The following is a 16,971-nucleotide window of genomic DNA, read 5'->3' as shown; positions in this document are numbered from 1 at the left end:
TTGCTACCCCCCGTGACCGACCGCCGCTGCCGCAGCCGCTGCCACGGGCAGGGCTGCCGCGTACTGCTCCAAGGCGGCGTCGTCCAACGCCGTCGACACGAACCACGACTCGAAGGCGCTCGGCGGCAGGTAGACGCCATTGGCCAGCATCGCGTGGAAGAACGCCCGGAACGCGGCGACGTCCTGGGTACGAGCGGACTCGTAGTCGACCACGTCGTTCTCGGTGAAGAAGATCGAGAACATGCTGCCCGCGTACGACAGGTTGTGCGGGACCCCGGCGGCGGCCAGCGCGTCGCTCGCCAGCTTGCCCACGGCGGCGGCGGTGCTGTCCAGCCGCTGGTAGAGCGCGGCGTCGGCGAGCCGGAGCGTGGCCAGCCCGGCGGCACAGGCGAGCGGGTTACCGGAGAGGGTGCCGGCCTGGTAGACCGGCCCGGCCGGGGCGAGGCGGGACATGATCTCGGCCCGGCCACCGAAGGCCGCCGCCGGCAGCCCGCCACCCATCACCTTGCCGTACGTGAACAGGTCCGCGTCGACCGGTTCCAGCCCGGCCCAGCCGCCCGCCGACACCCGGAACCCGGTCATCACCTCGTCCACCACCAGCAGCGCGCCGTACGCGTGGGCGATGCTCGCCAGGGCGGCGTTGAAACCCGCCCGGGGCGCCACCACGCCCATGTTGCCCGGCGCCGCCTCGGTGATGATCGCGGCGATGTGCTGCCCCTCGGCGGCGAACACCGCCTCGACCGCGCTCACGTCGTTGTACGGCACCACGATGGTCTCGCTGGCCGCCGCACCGGTCACACCGGGCGAGTCGGGCAGGCCCAGGGTGGCCACGCCGGAGCCGGCCGCGGCGAGCAGCGCGTCCACGTGCCCGTGGTAGCAGCCGGCGAACTTGACGATCTTGGAGCGCCCGGTGAAGCCACGGGCCAGCCGAATCGCCGTCATCGTCGCCTCGGTGCCCGAGTTGACCAGCCGGACCTGCTCCACCGGCGTACGCGCGACGATCTCGGCGGCCAGCTCGACCTCGCCCGGCGTGGGCGTACCGAAGCTGGTGCCGAGCGCGGCGGCGGCCTGGACCGCGGCAACCACCTCGGGGTGGGCGTGCCCGGCGACCAACGGTCCCCAGGAGCAGACCAGGTCGACGTAACGCCGGCCGTCGGCGTCGAACAGCCACGGGCCGGAGCCACGGACCATGAAGCGTGGGGTGCCTCCGACCGCCTGGAACGCGCGTACGGGGGAGTTGACCCCGCCCGGCACGATGGCGCGGGCGCGGTCGAACAGGGCCTCGGAAGCCGGGGCGTCGGCCGGGTACGGGCCGGTGCCGGCAGAGTACGTATCGGTCACGGTGCCGCCATTCTGTCAGCGCTACTACGCAGCACGGTAACCACCCCTTGCGGGGTAACCCCGCTCACGTCCCCTTCCCGTCCCGCTCACTCCCCCGCTCACTCCCCGGTCGCGTCCCGGAAGCTGCTTCGACCGCGCGGCGGTACGCCTCAACCGGCCGAGTCACCTAGATCGCGATACGCTGACCCGGTGGAGCGAGCGGAGCTGACCATCGCGGTCCAGCGCAGCGCCGACGAGGTGGTCCTGAGCCTCGCCGGCGAAATTGACATGCTCACCGCCAGCCGGCTGTCCGCCGTCGTGAACGAGGTACTTTCCGACGCGCCGCCCCGGTTGGTCCTTGATCTGGCCGGAGTCACCTTCTGCGACTCCCAGGGGCTCGGCACGCTGGTCGTACTGAGCCGCAAGGCCAGTCACGCCCAGACCCTGCTGGTCCTGACCAACGTCGGCGACTTCCTGCTCCGGGTACTCGACATCACCGGCCTGCGCTCCGCCCTGATGATCCGCAACGAACCCGCCAACAGCTGACCGAACCGGTTACTCGCGCGTCAGTCCGGGCGGGAGTGCGTCTTCGTCGGGTCCGACCGGGCGGGCGTTGACCAGCGGGTTGTGGCGTAGGGCGGTGATCAGGTCCGGGCTGCCGCCGATGTCGGTCCAGGTGTCGTCCCAGAGGGCGGAGACGAACCAGGACCGGTCGGCGGGAAAGAACAGATCGGGCAGCGGACCGTCGCCGCGCATGTGCCCGGTTCGCCAGGCCAGGGCCTGTTCGGGTCCGGCCTCGACCAGCACGTAGGACCAGTCCCAGTAGAGGGACACCTTCGGGGCGTCCGGGAAGACGATGTCGTGGGCGCCGGTTTCGAGGTAGCCCAGCCACCAGGGCTGCTCGGGGGTGTGCCGGGCGAGCACGTCGACCACGGCGCGTTCATGGGCCGGGTAACCGACGCCCTCGGGCGGGTAGCAGGTGGCGTACGCGTCGAACACCGGCGGAATCGCCGTGGTGATCGAGAGCCCCTGGGTGGTCTGTCCGGCGAGCCAGGCCACGTCGTCAGCCGTACCGATCCGCCAGCTCCGCCCGTCCCTGGTGACCTCCATGCCCCCATCCAACCGAAGTCGGCGAGGGCGCCGTGGCGAATTACTGCCCCCGGAGGGGCACGAATCCGCCACAGCCGACTGGGCTCAGCGGGATCACGGTTGGGTCGGAGTGCCGACGAGGTGGCGCATGGAGGTCCGGAATTCGGCTCGACTGTCGTTGATGCCTTCGGAGATCGTGGCATGAGTCTCGTCCAGCCGGACCAGTACATCCGCCAGATGCTTGAGCCCGTCGCCGAGCTGCCACGCCGGCCACTGCCCGCGTAACTTGTCGAGCGCCTGGCCAAGCAGCTCAAGAGTGAGTTCGTGAGCGGCGATGGCGGCGACGGATCCGATCGCCTCCCCCACCACGTCGGGTTCGTCCGCGATCAACTCAAGCAGCTCACGCGTGTCGATCTCGTAACCGAGTTCGGCCGCCATCTTGCACACCTGGTCACGAAGGTCCACGTCATTCCCCAATCCTTGGGCGAAATCGATGGATCGATTCTTGCCTAGACTTCAAACTCTTGGCAAGAGTTGGGAGTCTAGGCAAGAAACTCGTACTCCAACTCGTAAGCGGTCGCGTCGAGAACCATCCGCGTGACCTCGACACAACGGTCGGACCCGTCGTACGCGAATCTGGTGATCTCGATCACCCGTGCACCGGCCCCGGACGAGAGGGCGAGCTGCTCACGCTCCTGTTGGTTCGGCGCCCGGTCGGTCAGCCGCTCGACGAAACGCACCGGAGCGAAGCCCAGTTCGGCCAGGCGGGCGTAGGCACCGCCGGGTCCGGTGTCCGTGTAGGTGATCGCCGTGCCGCGTACCAGTTCCAGTGGAAGGTAGGAGGTGGCCAACTGGACCGGGCGCCCGTCGACCTCGAACCGCCGCGCCCGACTCAGGACGGCCGTGCCGCTGTCCACGCCGAGCGCCGCCGCCACGTACTCCGGAGCCGGGACCTCACCGACCACGACGCCCAGAACTCTTGCCCGTACGCCCGTGTCGTGGTCCTGGATAGCCCGGCCCTGTCCCCAGTGGGAGCGGGCGAGCCGGCCCGGTGAGCTGCGCCGGATCCGTTCGAACCGGCGTACGTAAGCGCCCGCGCCCTGCCGGGTGACCACCAGGCCCTCGCCGCGCAGCACGTTGACCGCGTTGTGCGCCACGGTCGTGGTCACGCCGAAACGGGTGGCCAACTCCGGCAACGACGGCATCCGGTCGCCCTGCGCCAGCTCTCCGGAGAGGATGGCGGCCCTGATCTCGTCCGCGACCCGCTGGTACGCCGGCCCACTGCCCACAATTCTGCCCAGAACCCTTCCCTCCGGCGAACAGTGCGAACTCTACGCGTCAAACACCGCCGCACCGGACGCCGGCCAAACCGCCAGATCAACCGTCCCGGTGTCCGGCGGCCTGCTCTCAGAGACCTGACCCGCCACGAGTGACGCCGGACGCCGGCCGGTCAACGGGCCGGCGTCCACAAGGGCGGCGATCAGGAGGGTGAGCCCCAGCGGGCCTGTTCGAGGATCTCGGTGGCGCGGGCGGGGGCGGTCGGGTCGTCGGAGCGGAGCAGGCGGGTGGCCTCGTCCACGGCGTCGGTGAGGTTGCGCCACTGGGCGTTGCGCTCCCGAACCACCTCGGCCTGGGCGATCAACTGCCGGTTCTTGGTCCACAGGTCCACGAAGACGGAGACCTTGGCCCGCAGCACCCACGGGTCGAACGGCTTGGTGAGGTAGTCGACCGCGCCGACCGCGTACCCACGCAGCGCGAGCTGGGCGTCGCGGTCCGCGGCGGTCAGGAAGATGATCGGTACGTGCCGGGTCCGCTCCCGCCGCTTGATGTGGCTGGCGGTCTCGAAGCCGTCCATGTCCGGCATCTGGGCGTCCAGCAGAATCACCGCGAAGTCGTCCACCAGCAGCTGCTTCAGCGCGGCCTCACCGCTCTCCACCGCGACCGAGTGCACCGGCAACCCTTGCAGGATCGCCTCCAGGGCCAGCAGGTTCTCCCGCCGGTCGTCGACCAGGAGAGCCTTCGCCACCTCGCTCATCGGGCCATCACCCCGTCGCTGCCGTACTCGCTCACTCGGTCATCTCCCGTCCGCTGCCGTTGACCCAGGAGGCCATCAGCTCGATCAGCTCATCCAGGTCGACCGGCTTGGTGATGTAGTCGCTGGCCCCGGCCCCGAGCGCCGACTCCCGGTCGCCCGGCATCGCCTTGGCGGTCAGGAAGACCACCGGCAGGTCGGCGAACCGATGGTTGCGCCGGATCGCCCGGGTCGTCTCGTAACCGTCCTGGTCGGGCATCATCGCGTCCATCAGCACGATGTCGACCTCCGGATGCTCGGCGAGCAGCCGTACGCCGTCCACCCCGTTGTCCGAGTAGAGCACGGTCATGCCGTGCAACTCCAACGCGCTGGTCAGCGCGAAGACGTTGCGTACGTCGTCATCGATGATCAGTACGGTGGCGCCGTCGAGTTGGCGGGTGACCGGCGTACTGACCCGTTCCACCTCGATGGTGCGCAGCAGCGGCGGCAGGTCGTTGCGGACCGGGGAGGCCGGCAGCGGCATCGGCGCGACCACCGCGTCCGGTGCCAGCACGTCCGGTACGAACAGGGTGAAGGTCGAGCCCTGGCCGGGTGCGGACGCGACGGTGATCGTGCCGCCGATCAGCCGGGCCAGGTCACGGCTGATCGACAGCCCCAGCCCGGTTCCGCCGTAGCGGCGGCTGGTGGTGCCGTCCGCCTGCTGGAACGCCTCGAAGATCAGCGACAGCTTGTCGTCGGAGATGCCGATCCCGGTGTCGATCACCGTGAAGGCGACCACCTGCCGGGCCGTGGCCAGCGCCGGTACGTCGAAGTACATGCCCTCCGGCGCGGGCGCGATCCGCAGCGTGACCGCGCCGTTGTCGGTGAACTTGACCGCGTTGGAGAGCAGGTTGCGCAGGATCTGCTGGAGCCGCTGGGCGTCGGTGACCACCGCCTCGGGCAGGTCGCGGGAGACGCGTACCTGGAAGTCCAGGTTCTTCTCCTCGGCCTGCGGGGCGAACGCCTGCTCGACGTAGCTCCGGATCTCGGCGAACCGCACCTCGGTCGGTTCGACGTCCATCCGACCCGCCTCGATCTTGGACAGGTCGAGGATGTCGTCGATCAATCGCAACAGGTCCGAGCCGGCACTGTGGATGGTCCGGGCGAACTCGGTCTGCTTCTCGGTCAGGTTCTGCTCCGAGTTGTCCGCCAGCAGCCGGGCCAGCAGCAGCAGCGAGTTGAGCGGCGTACGCAGCTCGTGGCTCATGTTGGCCAGGAACTCCGACTTGTACGCCGATGCCCGGCTGAGCTGCTGCGCCTTCTCCTCCAGACCGATCCGGGCCATCTCGATCTCCCGGTTCTTGGTCTCGATGTTCCCCTTCTGCTCGGACAGCAGCTGCGCCTTGTCCTCCAGTTCGGCGTTGGTGCGCTGGAGTTCGGCCGACTGTTCCTGCAACTCGTGGGCGAGCCGCTGCGACTGCGCCAGCAGCTCCTCCGTACGCCGGTTGGCCTGAATGGTGTTGACCGCGATGCCGATGGTCAGCACCAGCCGTTCCAGGAAGGTGAGGTGCAGTTCGGAGAAGGCGGCGACGCTGGCGAACTCGATCACGCCGAGCATCTCGCCCTCGAACAGCACCGGCAGCACCACCAGATCGGCCGGGGGTGTCGCGGCCAGCCCGGACCGTACGGTGAGCTTGCCGTCGGGCACGTTCACCCGGATCGTGCGCCGGGAGAGCGCGGCCTGGCCGACCAGCCCCTCACCGGGGCCGAAGGTGACGTTGTGGTGCCGGGCGACGTAGCCGTACGAGGCGGTCAGCCGCAGCCGCATCGACGCCTCCTCGGTGTCGGCCAGGAAGAACGCGCCGAGCTGCGCGTCGACCAGCGGGGTCACCTCGGTCATGATCATCCGGCAGACCTCGCCGAGGTCGCGCTGCCCCTGGAGCAGGCCACCGATCCGGGCCAGGTTGGAGTCGAGCCAGCCCTGTTCGGCGTTCTTCTTGGTCGTCTCCCGCAGGGTGACGATCATCTGGTTGATGTTGTCCTTCAGCTCGGCGACCTCGCCCTGCGCCTCGACCGTGATCCGCTGGGTCAGGTCGCCCCGGGTCACCGAGGTCGACACCTGGGCGATCGCGCGCAGCTGGGTGGTGAGGGTCGAGGCGAGCTGGTTGACGTTCTCGGTCAGGTCCCGCCAGGTGCCGGAGACCCCCTTCACCTGCGCCTGACCGCCGAGCTTGCCCTCGATGCCGACCTCGCGGCCGACCCGCGTCACCTCGTCGGCGAACGAGGACAGCTGGTCGACCATGATGTTGATGGTGTTCTTCAGCTCCAGGATCTCGCCCTGCGCGTCCACGGTGATCTTCTGACGCAGGTCACCACGGGCGACCGCGGTAGTCACCGAGGCGATGTTGCGGACCTGGGAGGTCAGGTTCGACGCCATCGAGTTCACGTTGTCGGTCAGGTCCCGCCAGGTGCCCGAGACGCCCTTCACCTCGGCCTGGCCGCCGAGCTTGCCCTCGGTGCCCACCTCGCGGGCCACCCGGGTCACCTCGTCGGCGAAGGACGAGAGCTGGTCGACCATGGTGTTGACGGTGGACTTCAGCTCCAGGATCTCGCCCTGTGCGTCCACGGTGATCTTCTGCGACAGGTCGCCGCGCGCCACCGCCGTGGAGACCTGGGCGATGTTGCGGACCTGGGAGGTCAGGTTCGACGCCATCGAGTTCACGTTGTCGGTCAGGTCCCGCCAGGTGCCGGCGACGCCGCGTACCTGGGCCTGGCCGCCGAGCTTGCCCTCGGTGCCGACCTCGCGGGCGACGCGGGTCACCTCGTCGGCGAACGACGACAACTGGTCCACCATCGTGTTGACGGTCGACTTCAACTCCAGGATCTCGCCCCGGGCGTCGACGGTGATCTTCTGGCCGAGGTCGCCCCGAGCCACCGCCGTGGTCACCGAGGCGATGTTGCGCACCTGCGACGTCAGGTTCGACGCCATCGAGTTCACGTTGTCGGTCAGGTCCCGCCAGGTGCCCGAAACGCCCTTCACCTGTGCCTGACCGCCGAGCTTGCCCTCCGTACCCACCTCGCGGGCAACGCGGGTGACCTCGTCGGCGAACGACGACAACTGGTCCACCATCGTGTTGACGGTCGACTTCAACTCCAGGATCTCGCCCCGGGCGTCGACGGTGATCTTCTGCGACAGGTCGCCCTTGGCGACGGCGGTGGAGACCTGGGAGATGTTCCGGACCTGGGAGGTCAGGTTGCCGGCGAGCTGGTTGACGTTCTCGGTCAGGTCCCGCCAGGTACCGGAGACGCCGCGTACCTGGGCCTGACCGCCGAGCTTGCCCTCGATGCCCACCTCGCGGGCCACCCGGGTCACCTCGTCGGCGAACGACGACAACTGATCCACCATCGTGTTGACGGTGTCCTTGAGTTCGAGGATCTCGCCCTGCGCCGCCACGGTGATCTTCTGGCTCAGGTCACCCCGGGCCACCGCCGTCGACACCTGGGCGATGTTGCGCACCTGGGAGGTCAGGTTCGACGCCATCGAGTTGACGCTGTCGGTCAGGTCCTTCCAGGTCCCGGCGACGTTCGGCACCTCCGCCTGGCCGCCGAGCTTGCCCTCCGTACCCACCTCGCGCGCCACCCGGGTCACCTGCTCGGCGAAGAGGCGCAGCGTGTCGGTGAGCGAGTTGAAGGTGTGGGCCAGCTCGGCCACCTCACCCTTGGCCGACACCGTGATCTTCTGCGACAGGTCGCCCCGGGCCACCGCCGTGGCCACCTGTGAGATCGACCGCACCTGGTAGGTGAGGTTCGACGCCATCGTGTTGACCGACTCGGTCAGGTCCTTCCAGGTGCCGGCGACCCCGCGTACGTCGGCCTGGCCGCCCAGCTCACCCTCGGTGCCCACCTCGCGGGCCACCCGGGTCACCTCGTTGGAGAACGAGGAGAGCTGGTCCACCATCGTGTTCACCGTGCGGCCGATCCGGAGGAACTCGCCGCGCAGCGGCCGGCCGTCCATCTCCAGCGCCATGTGCTGGGACAGGTCCCCGTCGGCGACCGCCACGATCACCCGAGCGATCTCGGTGGTCGGGTTGGTCAGGTCGTCGATCAGCGAGTTGATCGCCCGCTGCCCGTCGGCCCAGGCGCCGTCGAAGCCCTCCTCGTCCAGCCGCTCGGTGAGCCGCCCGTCCCGGCCGACGATCCGGCTCACCCGGCGCAGGTCCAGGTTCTGCCGCTCCTGGAGGGAAACCACCTCGTTGAAGGCGTCCGCGACCTCGCCCCCGAGCCCCGCGCGTCGCGGCAGCCGTACCTTGAGATCGCCGCGGCGGACCCGCCGCAGCGCCTCGGCGAGTTCGCCGAGCAGGACCGCGTCGTCGGTGGTCGACGGGTCCGCGACGGGCAATTGTTTCGCCGTGGTCATTCTTCCTCGCTCAACTCGGGGAGGTGGTGGACCGTGCCTGACCGGCACCTGTGCCGGCGGCGGCACACCCATCATTGTGCTCCGATCCCGCCGATACCACTCCACGCTGAGCTGGGGCGGCGTGCCGGCAGGCTTGGCACCGGCAGCCGAGCGGTGGAGGATGAGACAGTGTCAGCGGAAATCGGGGGGCCGTTCAGCGACGGGACGGACGAACGCGTACGGCGGGTGAGGCTGCCCGCCGATCGCCGTACGCCGGCTGCCGCGCGGGCGATAGTGAGGTCCGTGCTCGCCGAGGCAAAGCTCGACGAACTGCTCAACGAGGCCCTCCTGCTCACCACCGAGCTGTCCACGAACGCGGTGGAGCACGCCGGGACGGAGCTGGACATCGAGGTCGTCGCGGACGAGAGCGGACTGACCGTCACAGTCTCCGACTTCGCCGTCGGACCACTGGAAAAGGTAACCGCCCGCCCGAAAAATGACCTAACAGACATTTCTGAGGTATCGGAGAGAGGGCGGGGCCTGCTGCTGGTCGACCACTTCGCCAGCCGCTGGGGCACCACCCACCTGCCCACCGGCAAGGGCGTCTGGTTCCGGCTCGACCGCAAGAGCGCGCCCGCCCCCACCTCCGGCGGCCAGCCGTCCAGCCGTACGGAGACCGGTCCGGCGCCCAGCGTCGGCGCGCTCACCGCCCTCATGCATACCGTGCCCGACCCGTACGCCGACGACCCGCTGCCGGACTTCGCCGGCGACCTGCTGGCCCGGGTCGGCGAGATGGTCGGCGCGGCCGGTGGCACCGTTCGACTGGACCGGGGCGACGGCAACGGGTCCCAGGTGCTCGCCCGCTACGGCCGGCACCCGCGCCCCGGTGACGACCTGCTCCGGGTGCCGCTCGCCGTGCACCGCCCGTACGCCGGGGAACTGGAACTCGACGCCGCGCCCTCCGGCTATGCCCAGCCACTCGCCGCGCTGATGGCCGAACGCCTCTCCCTGCACCTGGAGAACGACCGGCTCCGCCGGGCCGACGTACGCCGGCAGACCTGGCTGACCTTCCTCGCCGAGGCGAGCGAACTGCTCGCCCAGTCCCTCGACGTCGACCTGACCATGGCGCTGATCCCGCAACTGGTGGTGCCCCGGCTCGGCCAGTGGTGCGCGGTGCACACCGCCGACGAGTGGGGGCGGCTCAAGCTCGCCGCCGCCAGCCACGCCGACGAGGCCATCCTGCCGGAGCTGCACAAGGTGCTCGGCGAGGACGGTCCGGACTCGGTGCAGGCGCGGCTGCGGGAGGCGTCCCGCAGCGGCTCCCAGGTGCCGATCGGCGGGCCGATGGACGGCTTCGCGGTCCCCCTGGTCGCCCGAGGCCAGCGGCTCGGCACCCTCGCCGTCGGCCGCCACCTGCGCCACCGGCACGACCCGGACGAGGTCGCGGTGCTGGAGGACGTGGCCCGACGCGCCGCCCTGGCGATCGAGAACGCGCGCATCCACGCCGAACGGCGGCGGATCGCGCACACCCTGCAACAGTCGCTGCTGCCGCCGGTGCTGCCCGTCGTCGACGGCATCGGCTTCGCCGCCGAGTACGTACCGACCGGTGACGACGCCGACGTGGGCGGCGACTTCTACGACGTCGTACCGCTGCCGGACGGCCGGTGGCTGGTGGTGGTCGGTGACGTCTCCGGCAAGGGCGTACAGGCCGCGGCCGTCACCGGGCTGGTCCGGGACGTGATCCGGGTGCTGGTCGGTGACGGCAAACCGCTGCCGGAGGCGCTCGACCGGCTCAACGAGACCCTGGTCGAGCGCGGCGGCGGGCGCTACTGCACGCTCGCCCTGGCCGCGGTGGGTCAACGCCCCGACGGGCAGCTCTCGGTCGAACTGCACCTCGCCGGCCACGATCGCCCGGTGCTCGTACGCGGCAACGGCCGGGCCTCGTTCGTCGGCACCGGCGGCACCGCGCTCGGCCTGCTGGACTCGATCGCCACCCCGTCGGCCAGCGTGCCGATGGGTCCGGGTGACTCGCTGATCTTCTACACCGACGGGGTGACCGAGCGGCGGCGCGGTCGGGAGCTGTTCGGGCTCGATCGGCTCCGGGACGCGGCCGGGCCGCTGGCCGGCTACTCGGCGGACGTGGTCGCCGCGCGGCTGCGCTCCACCGCTATCGGGTTCTCCGCTGAGACCCCGCGCGACGACATCGCCATCCTGGTCCTGCGCAACGACGCCCTTCCGGTCTGACCGATCGGGTCAGATGCCGCCGGTGTAGCGGCCCGGTGCGAGCCGGTGGTGCGGGTCGAAGCGCTCCTTGACCCGGCGCAGCAGCGGCAGGGTGGGCAGTTGCCCCCAGAAGTCGATCTCCCGGCGCAACCGGGGCGGGGCGGACAGCACCACGCAGCGGCCGTTGCGGCCGAGCAGCACCTGCCGCACCGTCGAGAGGATCGCGGCGATCTGCGCGGGCGTCAGGTAGCCCGGCAGTGCGGCGTACACCACGCCGAGTCCGGCTGAGCCGCGCACCGGCACGGGTGTGCCGACGGCGTCACGCAGTGCGTAGACGGCGGCGTGCAGGTCGGTCGCGGGTACGTCGATCCGGAGCGCGACGTCGTCGGCGGTGAACGGGTAGCGCCCCCACCAGTCCGGCGCGGCGGTGTGCACCCGACTGTCGCCCTTGAGCAGCTCGACCAACCGGGCCACCCGACCGCCGACGTCGGCCTGCCCACCCTCCAGCAGTACGGCGAGGCTGCCGGCTACCAGCGACGAACCGGCCGGGTGGCTGCCACGGGAAACGGCGGGCCCCTCCTTCGGCAGGTCGATCTCGATCGCGGCGGGGCTCAGCCAGGCGCCGTGGATGAGTCGGACCAGGTTGTGCATCTCCAGCGGGGACCGGACCGGGCGGGACACCCAGATCTGGCTCGCCGGCACCGGCTGCACCCGCAGCGTGGCCGAGACCAGCACGCCGAGCGCACCGTTGGAGCCGCAGAGCAACCTGGCCAGGTCGTGCCCGGCCGTCTCGCCGGCCGCCCAGCCGCCCGCGTGGTGCAGCGCCCCGGTCGAGTCGACGTAGCTGACCCCGAACAGCCGGTCACCGGGCGAGCCGTGCCGGTGCCGCATCGGACCGGTCTCGTCGGCGGCCACCAGCCCGCCGATGGTCGCGCCGGCCGACGGCGTGTCGAGCGGCAGGCGCATGCCGCTGGCGGCCAGCGCGGCCTGCACCGCCCGCACCGGCGTGCCGGCGCCGACCTCGGCCACCATGTCCTCACCGGACCGGTGCCAGACACCGGCGAGCCGGCCGGTGTCGAGCACGATGTCCACCCGCGACGGTGGCGCACCCCAGTCCAGTTTGGTGCCGGCGCCGCGCGGGACCACCGTCAGTGCCTGGTCGGCGGCGGCCCGCAGGACCGCGCCCACCGCCTCGGCGGTGCCCGGTGCGGCCACCCACGCGGCCGGTTCCCCGGCCACCCCGTCGGCCATTCCGGCCGGTCGGGCGAAACGCTCTCCACAGATCTCGGCCAGTCGCCGACCGATCCCCCCGCCAGTTGTCCGCTGCACCGCTGTCGATGTCCCCACGGCGCTTATCGTACACATGTTCGAATCTTTTGCCGATGGTCGGCGCCGGACCGGCGAGGCGCGGGGGTGGGGACAGGGGCGGTAACGTGGCCGGGGTGAGCACTGAGACGCCCGTCGCCGCCCCCGTCGCCAACCGGATCCCCACCGAGCGCACCCACCACGACGACACCGTCATCGACGAGTACGCGTGGCTGGCGAACAAGGAGGACCCGGCGACGATCGCCTACCTGACCGCCGAGAACGACCACACCGACGCGGTCACCGCACCACTGGCCGCCCTGCGGGAGACGCTCTTCGGCGAGACGAAGGAGCGCATCCAGGAGACGGACCTGTCGGTGCCGGCCCGCAAGGGCGGCTACTGGTACTACACCCGCACGGTGGAGGGCCAGCAGTACGGCATCCAGTGCCGGCGCCCGGTCGCCGACGGTGAGACCGAGCCCCCGGCGACCGGCGACGGTGCCCCGCTGGCCGGTGAGGAGATCCTGCTCGACGGCAACCTGCTCGCGCAGGGGCAGGACTTCTTCGCCCTCGGCACCTTCGACGTCAGCCCGGACGGGCGCTGGCTGGCGTACTCGACCGACTTCGCCGGGGACGAGCGCTTCACGCTGCGGGTCAAGGACCTCCGGACCGGCGAGGTGCTCGCCGACGAGGTGCCGGACACCTTCTACGGCTCCGCCTGGTCCGGCGACGGATCCACCCTGTTCTACCTGACCGTGGACGAGGCATGGCGGCCGAACCAGGTGTGGCGGCACACCGTCGGCGCGCCGGCCGCCGACGACGTGGTGGTCTACCAGGAGGACGACGAGCGGTTCTGGGTCGGTGTCGAGCTGACCCGGTCGGAGAAGTTCATCGTCATCGACTCGCACAGCAAGGTCAGCAGCGAGGTACGGGTCATCCCGGCCGGCAACCCGACCGGCGAGCCGGCGGTGATCGCCCCGCGCCGGCAGGGCGTCGAATACTCGATCGAGCACCACGGGCACCGGTTCCTGGTCCTGCACAACGACGGCGCCGAGGACTTCGCGCTGGCGTACACGTCGGCGGACAGTCCCGGTGACTGGGTGCCGATGATCGACCACACCCCCGGCGTCCGACTGGAGTCGGTGGACGCGTTCGCGAACCACCTGGTGGTGTCGCTGCGCAACGAGGGCCTGACCGGGCTGCGGGTGCTCACCGCCGGCAGCACCGACTTCTACGACATCGAGTTCCCCGAGCCGATCTACAGCGTCGGCCTCGACAGCAACCCGGAGTACCAGACCGACACCGTGCGACTGCGGTACACCTCGATGGTCACCCCGGACTCGGTCTACGACTACGACCTGGTGACCCGGGCGATGGTGCTGCGCAAGCGCAAGCCGGTGCTGGGCGACTTCGACCCGGCCGCGTACGAGCAGCACCGGGTCTGGGCGCTGGCCGACGACGGCACGCGGGTGCCGGTGTCGCTGGTCGCCCGCGTCGGTACGCCCCGCGACGGCTCGGCCCCGTGTCTGCTCTACGGCTACGGGTCGTACGAGGCGAGCATGGACCCGTGGTTCTCCATCTACCGACTGTCCCTGCTGGACCGGGGCGTGATCTTCGCGGTGGCGCACATCCGTGGCGGCGGTGAGCTGGGCCGGCACTGGTACGACGAGGGCAAGATGCTGGCGAAGAAGAACACCTTCACCGACTTCGTCGCGGTCGCCCGGCACCTGGTGAAGTCCGACTGGACGTCGGCGGACAAGCTGGTGGCGCGGGGCGCGTCGGCCGGTGGGCTGCTGATGGGCGCGGTGGCGAACCTGGCGCCGGACGCGTTCGCCGGGATCGTGGCGCAGGTGCCGTTCGTCGACGCGCTGAACTCGATCCTGGACCCGTCGCTGCCACTGACCGTGACCGAGTGGGAGGAGTGGGGCAACCCGCTGGCCGACCCGGAGGTGTACGCGTACATGAAGTCGTACACGCCGTACGAGAACGTGTCGGCCGTGGACTATCCGGCGATCCTCGCGGTGACCAGCCTGAACGACACGCGGGTGCTGTACCACGAGCCGGCGAAGTGGATCGCCCGGCTGCGGGCGGTGGCGCCGGGCGGGTCGTACCTGCTGAAGACGGAGATGGGGGCCGGGCACGGCGGGCCGAGCGGGCGCTACGACTCGTGGCGCGAGGAGGCGTTCATCAACGCCTGGACGCTGGACCGGTTCGGGCTGACCGCCTGAGGGCCGTACGCGATGATCGCCGGGTCCGACGGGGCCCGGCGATCCGCCGTTCTTTGCCGGAATTGACTTAGTTATTAGTTAACAACCTTGCCAGAAAGCGTCATCATGTTATAGAAGTATTTCCATGCGTATACGACGGACCGCCCTGGCACTCGCCCTGCTCGGGGCTAGCCTGGCCACCCTGCTGACGGCTCCGGCATCCGGCGTCGCCCAGGCGGCGCCGGGCGCACTGACCTGGAGCGACGAGTTCAACGGAGCCGCGGGCACCAGCCCCGACGGCGGCAAGTGGAAGTTCGACATCGGTGGCAGCGGCTGGGGCAACAACGAGCAGCAGTACTACACCAACTCCACCCGCAACGCCGCGCACGACGGCGCCGGCAACATGGTGATCACCGCCCGCCGGGAGAACCCGGCCAACTACCAGTGCCACTACGGCACCTGCCAGTACACCTCGGCCCGCCTGCTGACCGCGGACCGGTTCACCCAGACGTACGGCCGCTACGAGGCCCGCCTGAAGATCCCGCGCGGCCAGGGCATCTGGCCGGCGTTCTGGATGCTCGGCACCGGCTCGCAGGGCTGGCCGGGCAACGGCGAGATCGACATCATGGAGAACATCGGCCGGGAGCCGAACACGGTCTACGGCACCCTGCACGGGCCGGGCTACTCCGGTGGCAGCGCGATCAGCAGCGCGTACAGCCTGCCCGGCGGCCAGGCGTTCGCCGACGCCTTCCACACCTTCACCGTGGACTGGGCGCCGGACTCGGTGACCTGGTACGTCGACGGCATCCAGTACGCCCGCAAGACCGCCGCCGACCTGCGCGGCAACCCGTGGGTTTACAACCACCCGTTCTTCATGATCATGAACGTGGCGGTCGGCGGCTACTGGCCCGGCTACCCCGACGGCAGCACCCAGATGCCGCAGCAGATGCTGATCGACTACGTCCGGGTCTACGCCTGGAACACCGGTGGCGGCCCGCCGCCCACCGGCGGCTCACTGATCGGGTACGGCAACAAGTGCGTCGACGTGCCCGGCGGTACGCCGACCGACGGCGCCCTCCTGCAACTGTGGGACTGCAACGGCACCGACGCCCAGCGGTGGAGCTTCCCCGGCGACGGCACGGTCCGGGCGCTGGGCAAGTGCATGGACGTGGCCTGGGGGTCGGTCGCCAACGGCGCGAACATCCAACTGGCCACGTGCAGCGGCAACGCGGCCCAGCAGTTCGTCCTCAGCGGCGCCGGTGACCTGGTCAACCCGCAGGCGAACAAGTGCGTCGACGTACGCGACTGGAGCACCGCCAACGGCGCCAAGCTCCAGCTCTGGACCTGTGGCGGCGGCGCGAACCAGAAGTGGCGGCGCGGCTGAGCCGGTGACGGTGTTCGCCTGAGCGGGGGGATCCGCTCAGGCGATCGCCGCGGCGGCCAGTACGGCCGGATCCACGTTGCCGCCGCTGATCACCGCTACCGTCCGGCCGGGCGGCAACTCGGCCGGACGGAACAGCCGGGCGGCGGTGGCCACCGCGCCGCTCGGCTCGACCACCAGCCGGGCCCGGCGGACCAGGTGGGCGGTGGCGGCGGCGATCTCGTCCTCGGTGACGGTGACGATGCCGTCGAGGTGTTCCCGCAGGTGCGCCAGGGTCAGCTCGGCGAGGCTGGTACGCAGCCCGTCGGCGCTGGTCCGGTGGGTGCGGGCCAGGTCCCAGACGACGAGTTCACCGGTGGCCAGCGACTCCTGCGCGTCGGCCGCGTACGCGGGTTCCGCGCCGTAGACGCGGGTCGACGGGGAGAGCGCCTTGATCGCGGTGGCGACGCCGGAGGAGAGGCCACCGCCGCCGACCGGCACCAGCACCACGTCGACCTCGGGCAGGTCCTCGACGATCTCCAGCCCGATCGTGCCCTGCCCGGCGATGACCTGCCGGTCGTCGTACGGCGGGATCAGCGTCCGGCCCCGCTCGGCGACGATCCGCTCGGCGGTGCTCAACCGCTCGGCGGGCGGCACGAGCAGCACCTCGGCGCCGAGCGTACGCACCTGTTCGATCTTGATCGCGGGTGCGCCCTCCGGGATCACCACCGTGCACGGCACCCGGGCGGCGCGGGCCGCGTACGCGAGCGCCTGGCCGTGGTTGCCGGAGGAGTGTGTGACCACGCCACGGGCCCGCTGGGCCTCGGTCAGCCGGGCGACCGCGTTGGTCGCGCCGCGCAGTTTGAACGAGCCGACCGGCTGGAGGCTCTCCGGCTTGAGCCAGAGCTCCGGATCCCAGCCGGTGGGCAGCAGCGGGGTACGCACGACCCGGCCGGCGATCCGTGACGCGGCGGCCCGGATGTCGTGCAGCGTCACCAGATCCATTCGATCATCATGCCGCAGGAACGGGTCCGGCATCCGACACCGGAAACCCCGATCT

12 protein-coding genes are annotated in these 16,971 nt (G+C 70.6%); 4 read left to right on the top strand and 8 right to left on the bottom strand.

Annotated features, from left to right (window positions below; genetic code table 11):
* Positions 1-3: 3 nt before the first annotated feature.
* Positions 4-1,341 carry a glutamate-1-semialdehyde 2,1-aminomutase gene (gene hemL / locus OG792_RS00810; protein WP_329106377.1) on the bottom strand — a complete coding sequence of 446 codons (1,338 nt, stop codon included), beginning with the start codon at positions 1,339-1,341 and terminating at the stop codon, positions 4-6.
* A gap of 189 nt (positions 1,342-1,530) precedes the next feature.
* Here hemL and OG792_RS00805 point away from each other — a divergent pair, with 189 nt between their 5' ends.
* Positions 1,531-1,866 carry an STAS domain-containing protein gene (locus tag OG792_RS00805; RefSeq protein ID WP_329106375.1) on the top strand — a complete coding sequence of 112 codons (336 nt, stop codon included), beginning with the start codon at positions 1,531-1,533 and terminating at the stop codon, positions 1,864-1,866.
* A 9-nt stretch (positions 1,867-1,875) separates the two neighbouring features.
* Here OG792_RS00805 and OG792_RS00800 read toward each other — a convergent pair whose 3' ends face one another.
* From OG792_RS00800 to OG792_RS00780, 5 genes are all read right to left on the bottom strand, one after another.
* Entirely contained in the window at positions 1,876-2,430 is a 555-nt protein-coding gene (locus tag OG792_RS00800) for a hypothetical protein (RefSeq protein ID WP_329106373.1), read from the bottom strand.
* A 93-nt stretch (positions 2,431-2,523) separates the two neighbouring features.
* Entirely contained in the window at positions 2,524-2,847 is a 324-nt protein-coding gene (locus OG792_RS00795; RefSeq protein WP_329106372.1) for a hypothetical protein, read from the bottom strand.
* A 104-nt stretch (positions 2,848-2,951) separates the two neighbouring features.
* On the bottom strand, positions 2,952-3,698 hold the full coding sequence (locus tag OG792_RS00790) for a GntR family transcriptional regulator (protein WP_329106370.1): 747 nt from the start codon (positions 3,696-3,698) through the stop codon (positions 2,952-2,954).
* A gap of 191 nt (positions 3,699-3,889) precedes the next feature.
* On the bottom strand, positions 3,890-4,444 hold the full coding sequence (locus OG792_RS00785; protein WP_329106368.1) for a response regulator: 555 nt from the start codon (positions 4,442-4,444) through the stop codon (positions 3,890-3,892).
* A 31-nt stretch (positions 4,445-4,475) separates the two neighbouring features.
* Positions 4,476-8,837 (bottom strand): hybrid sensor histidine kinase/response regulator, encoded by a 4,362-nt coding sequence (locus OG792_RS00780; RefSeq protein ID WP_329106366.1) that lies wholly within the window; start codon positions 8,835-8,837, stop codon positions 4,476-4,478.
* Between the two features lie 168 nt (positions 8,838-9,005).
* On the opposite strand from OG792_RS00780, the gene OG792_RS00775 reads away from it, so the two are divergent.
* Complete coding sequence (locus tag OG792_RS00775; RefSeq protein WP_329106364.1) at positions 9,006-11,060, top strand: SpoIIE family protein phosphatase; 2,055 nt, start codon at positions 9,006-9,008, stop codon at positions 11,058-11,060.
* A gap of 9 nt (positions 11,061-11,069) precedes the next feature.
* Here OG792_RS00775 and OG792_RS00770 read toward each other — a convergent pair whose 3' ends face one another.
* Positions 11,070-12,386: an FAD-binding oxidoreductase gene (locus OG792_RS00770; RefSeq protein WP_329106362.1), complete on the bottom strand. Its 1,317-nt coding sequence runs from the start codon at positions 12,384-12,386 to the stop codon at positions 11,070-11,072.
* 95 nt (positions 12,387-12,481) lie between these two features.
* On the opposite strand from OG792_RS00770, the gene OG792_RS00765 reads away from it, so the two are divergent.
* Together OG792_RS00765 and OG792_RS00760 are read left to right on the top strand one after the other, a co-directional pair.
* The gene (locus OG792_RS00765) at positions 12,482-14,572 is read left to right on the top strand and encodes a S9 family peptidase (protein ID WP_329106360.1); all 2,091 of its coding nucleotides are present in this window, start codon (positions 12,482-12,484) and stop codon (positions 14,570-14,572) included.
* A gap of 124 nt (positions 14,573-14,696) precedes the next feature.
* Positions 14,697-15,935: a family 16 glycosylhydrolase gene (locus OG792_RS00760; RefSeq protein WP_329106357.1), complete on the top strand. Its 1,239-nt coding sequence runs from the start codon at positions 14,697-14,699 to the stop codon at positions 15,933-15,935.
* Between the two features lie 36 nt (positions 15,936-15,971).
* Here the strand turns inward: OG792_RS00760 and OG792_RS00755 are convergent, their stop codons facing one another.
* Complete coding sequence (locus OG792_RS00755; RefSeq protein ID WP_329106355.1) at positions 15,972-16,916, bottom strand: threonine ammonia-lyase; 945 nt, start codon at positions 16,914-16,916, stop codon at positions 15,972-15,974.
* Positions 16,917-16,971 lie beyond the last annotated feature (55 nt).

Source organism: Micromonospora sp. NBC_01699 (genome assembly GCF_036250065.1).
Taxonomy (GTDB): Bacteria; Actinomycetota; Actinomycetes; order Mycobacteriales; family Micromonosporaceae; genus Micromonospora_G.
The sequence above is the reverse complement of the archived record's forward strand: the minus strand, read 5'-3'. Positions and strand labels throughout refer to the sequence as shown.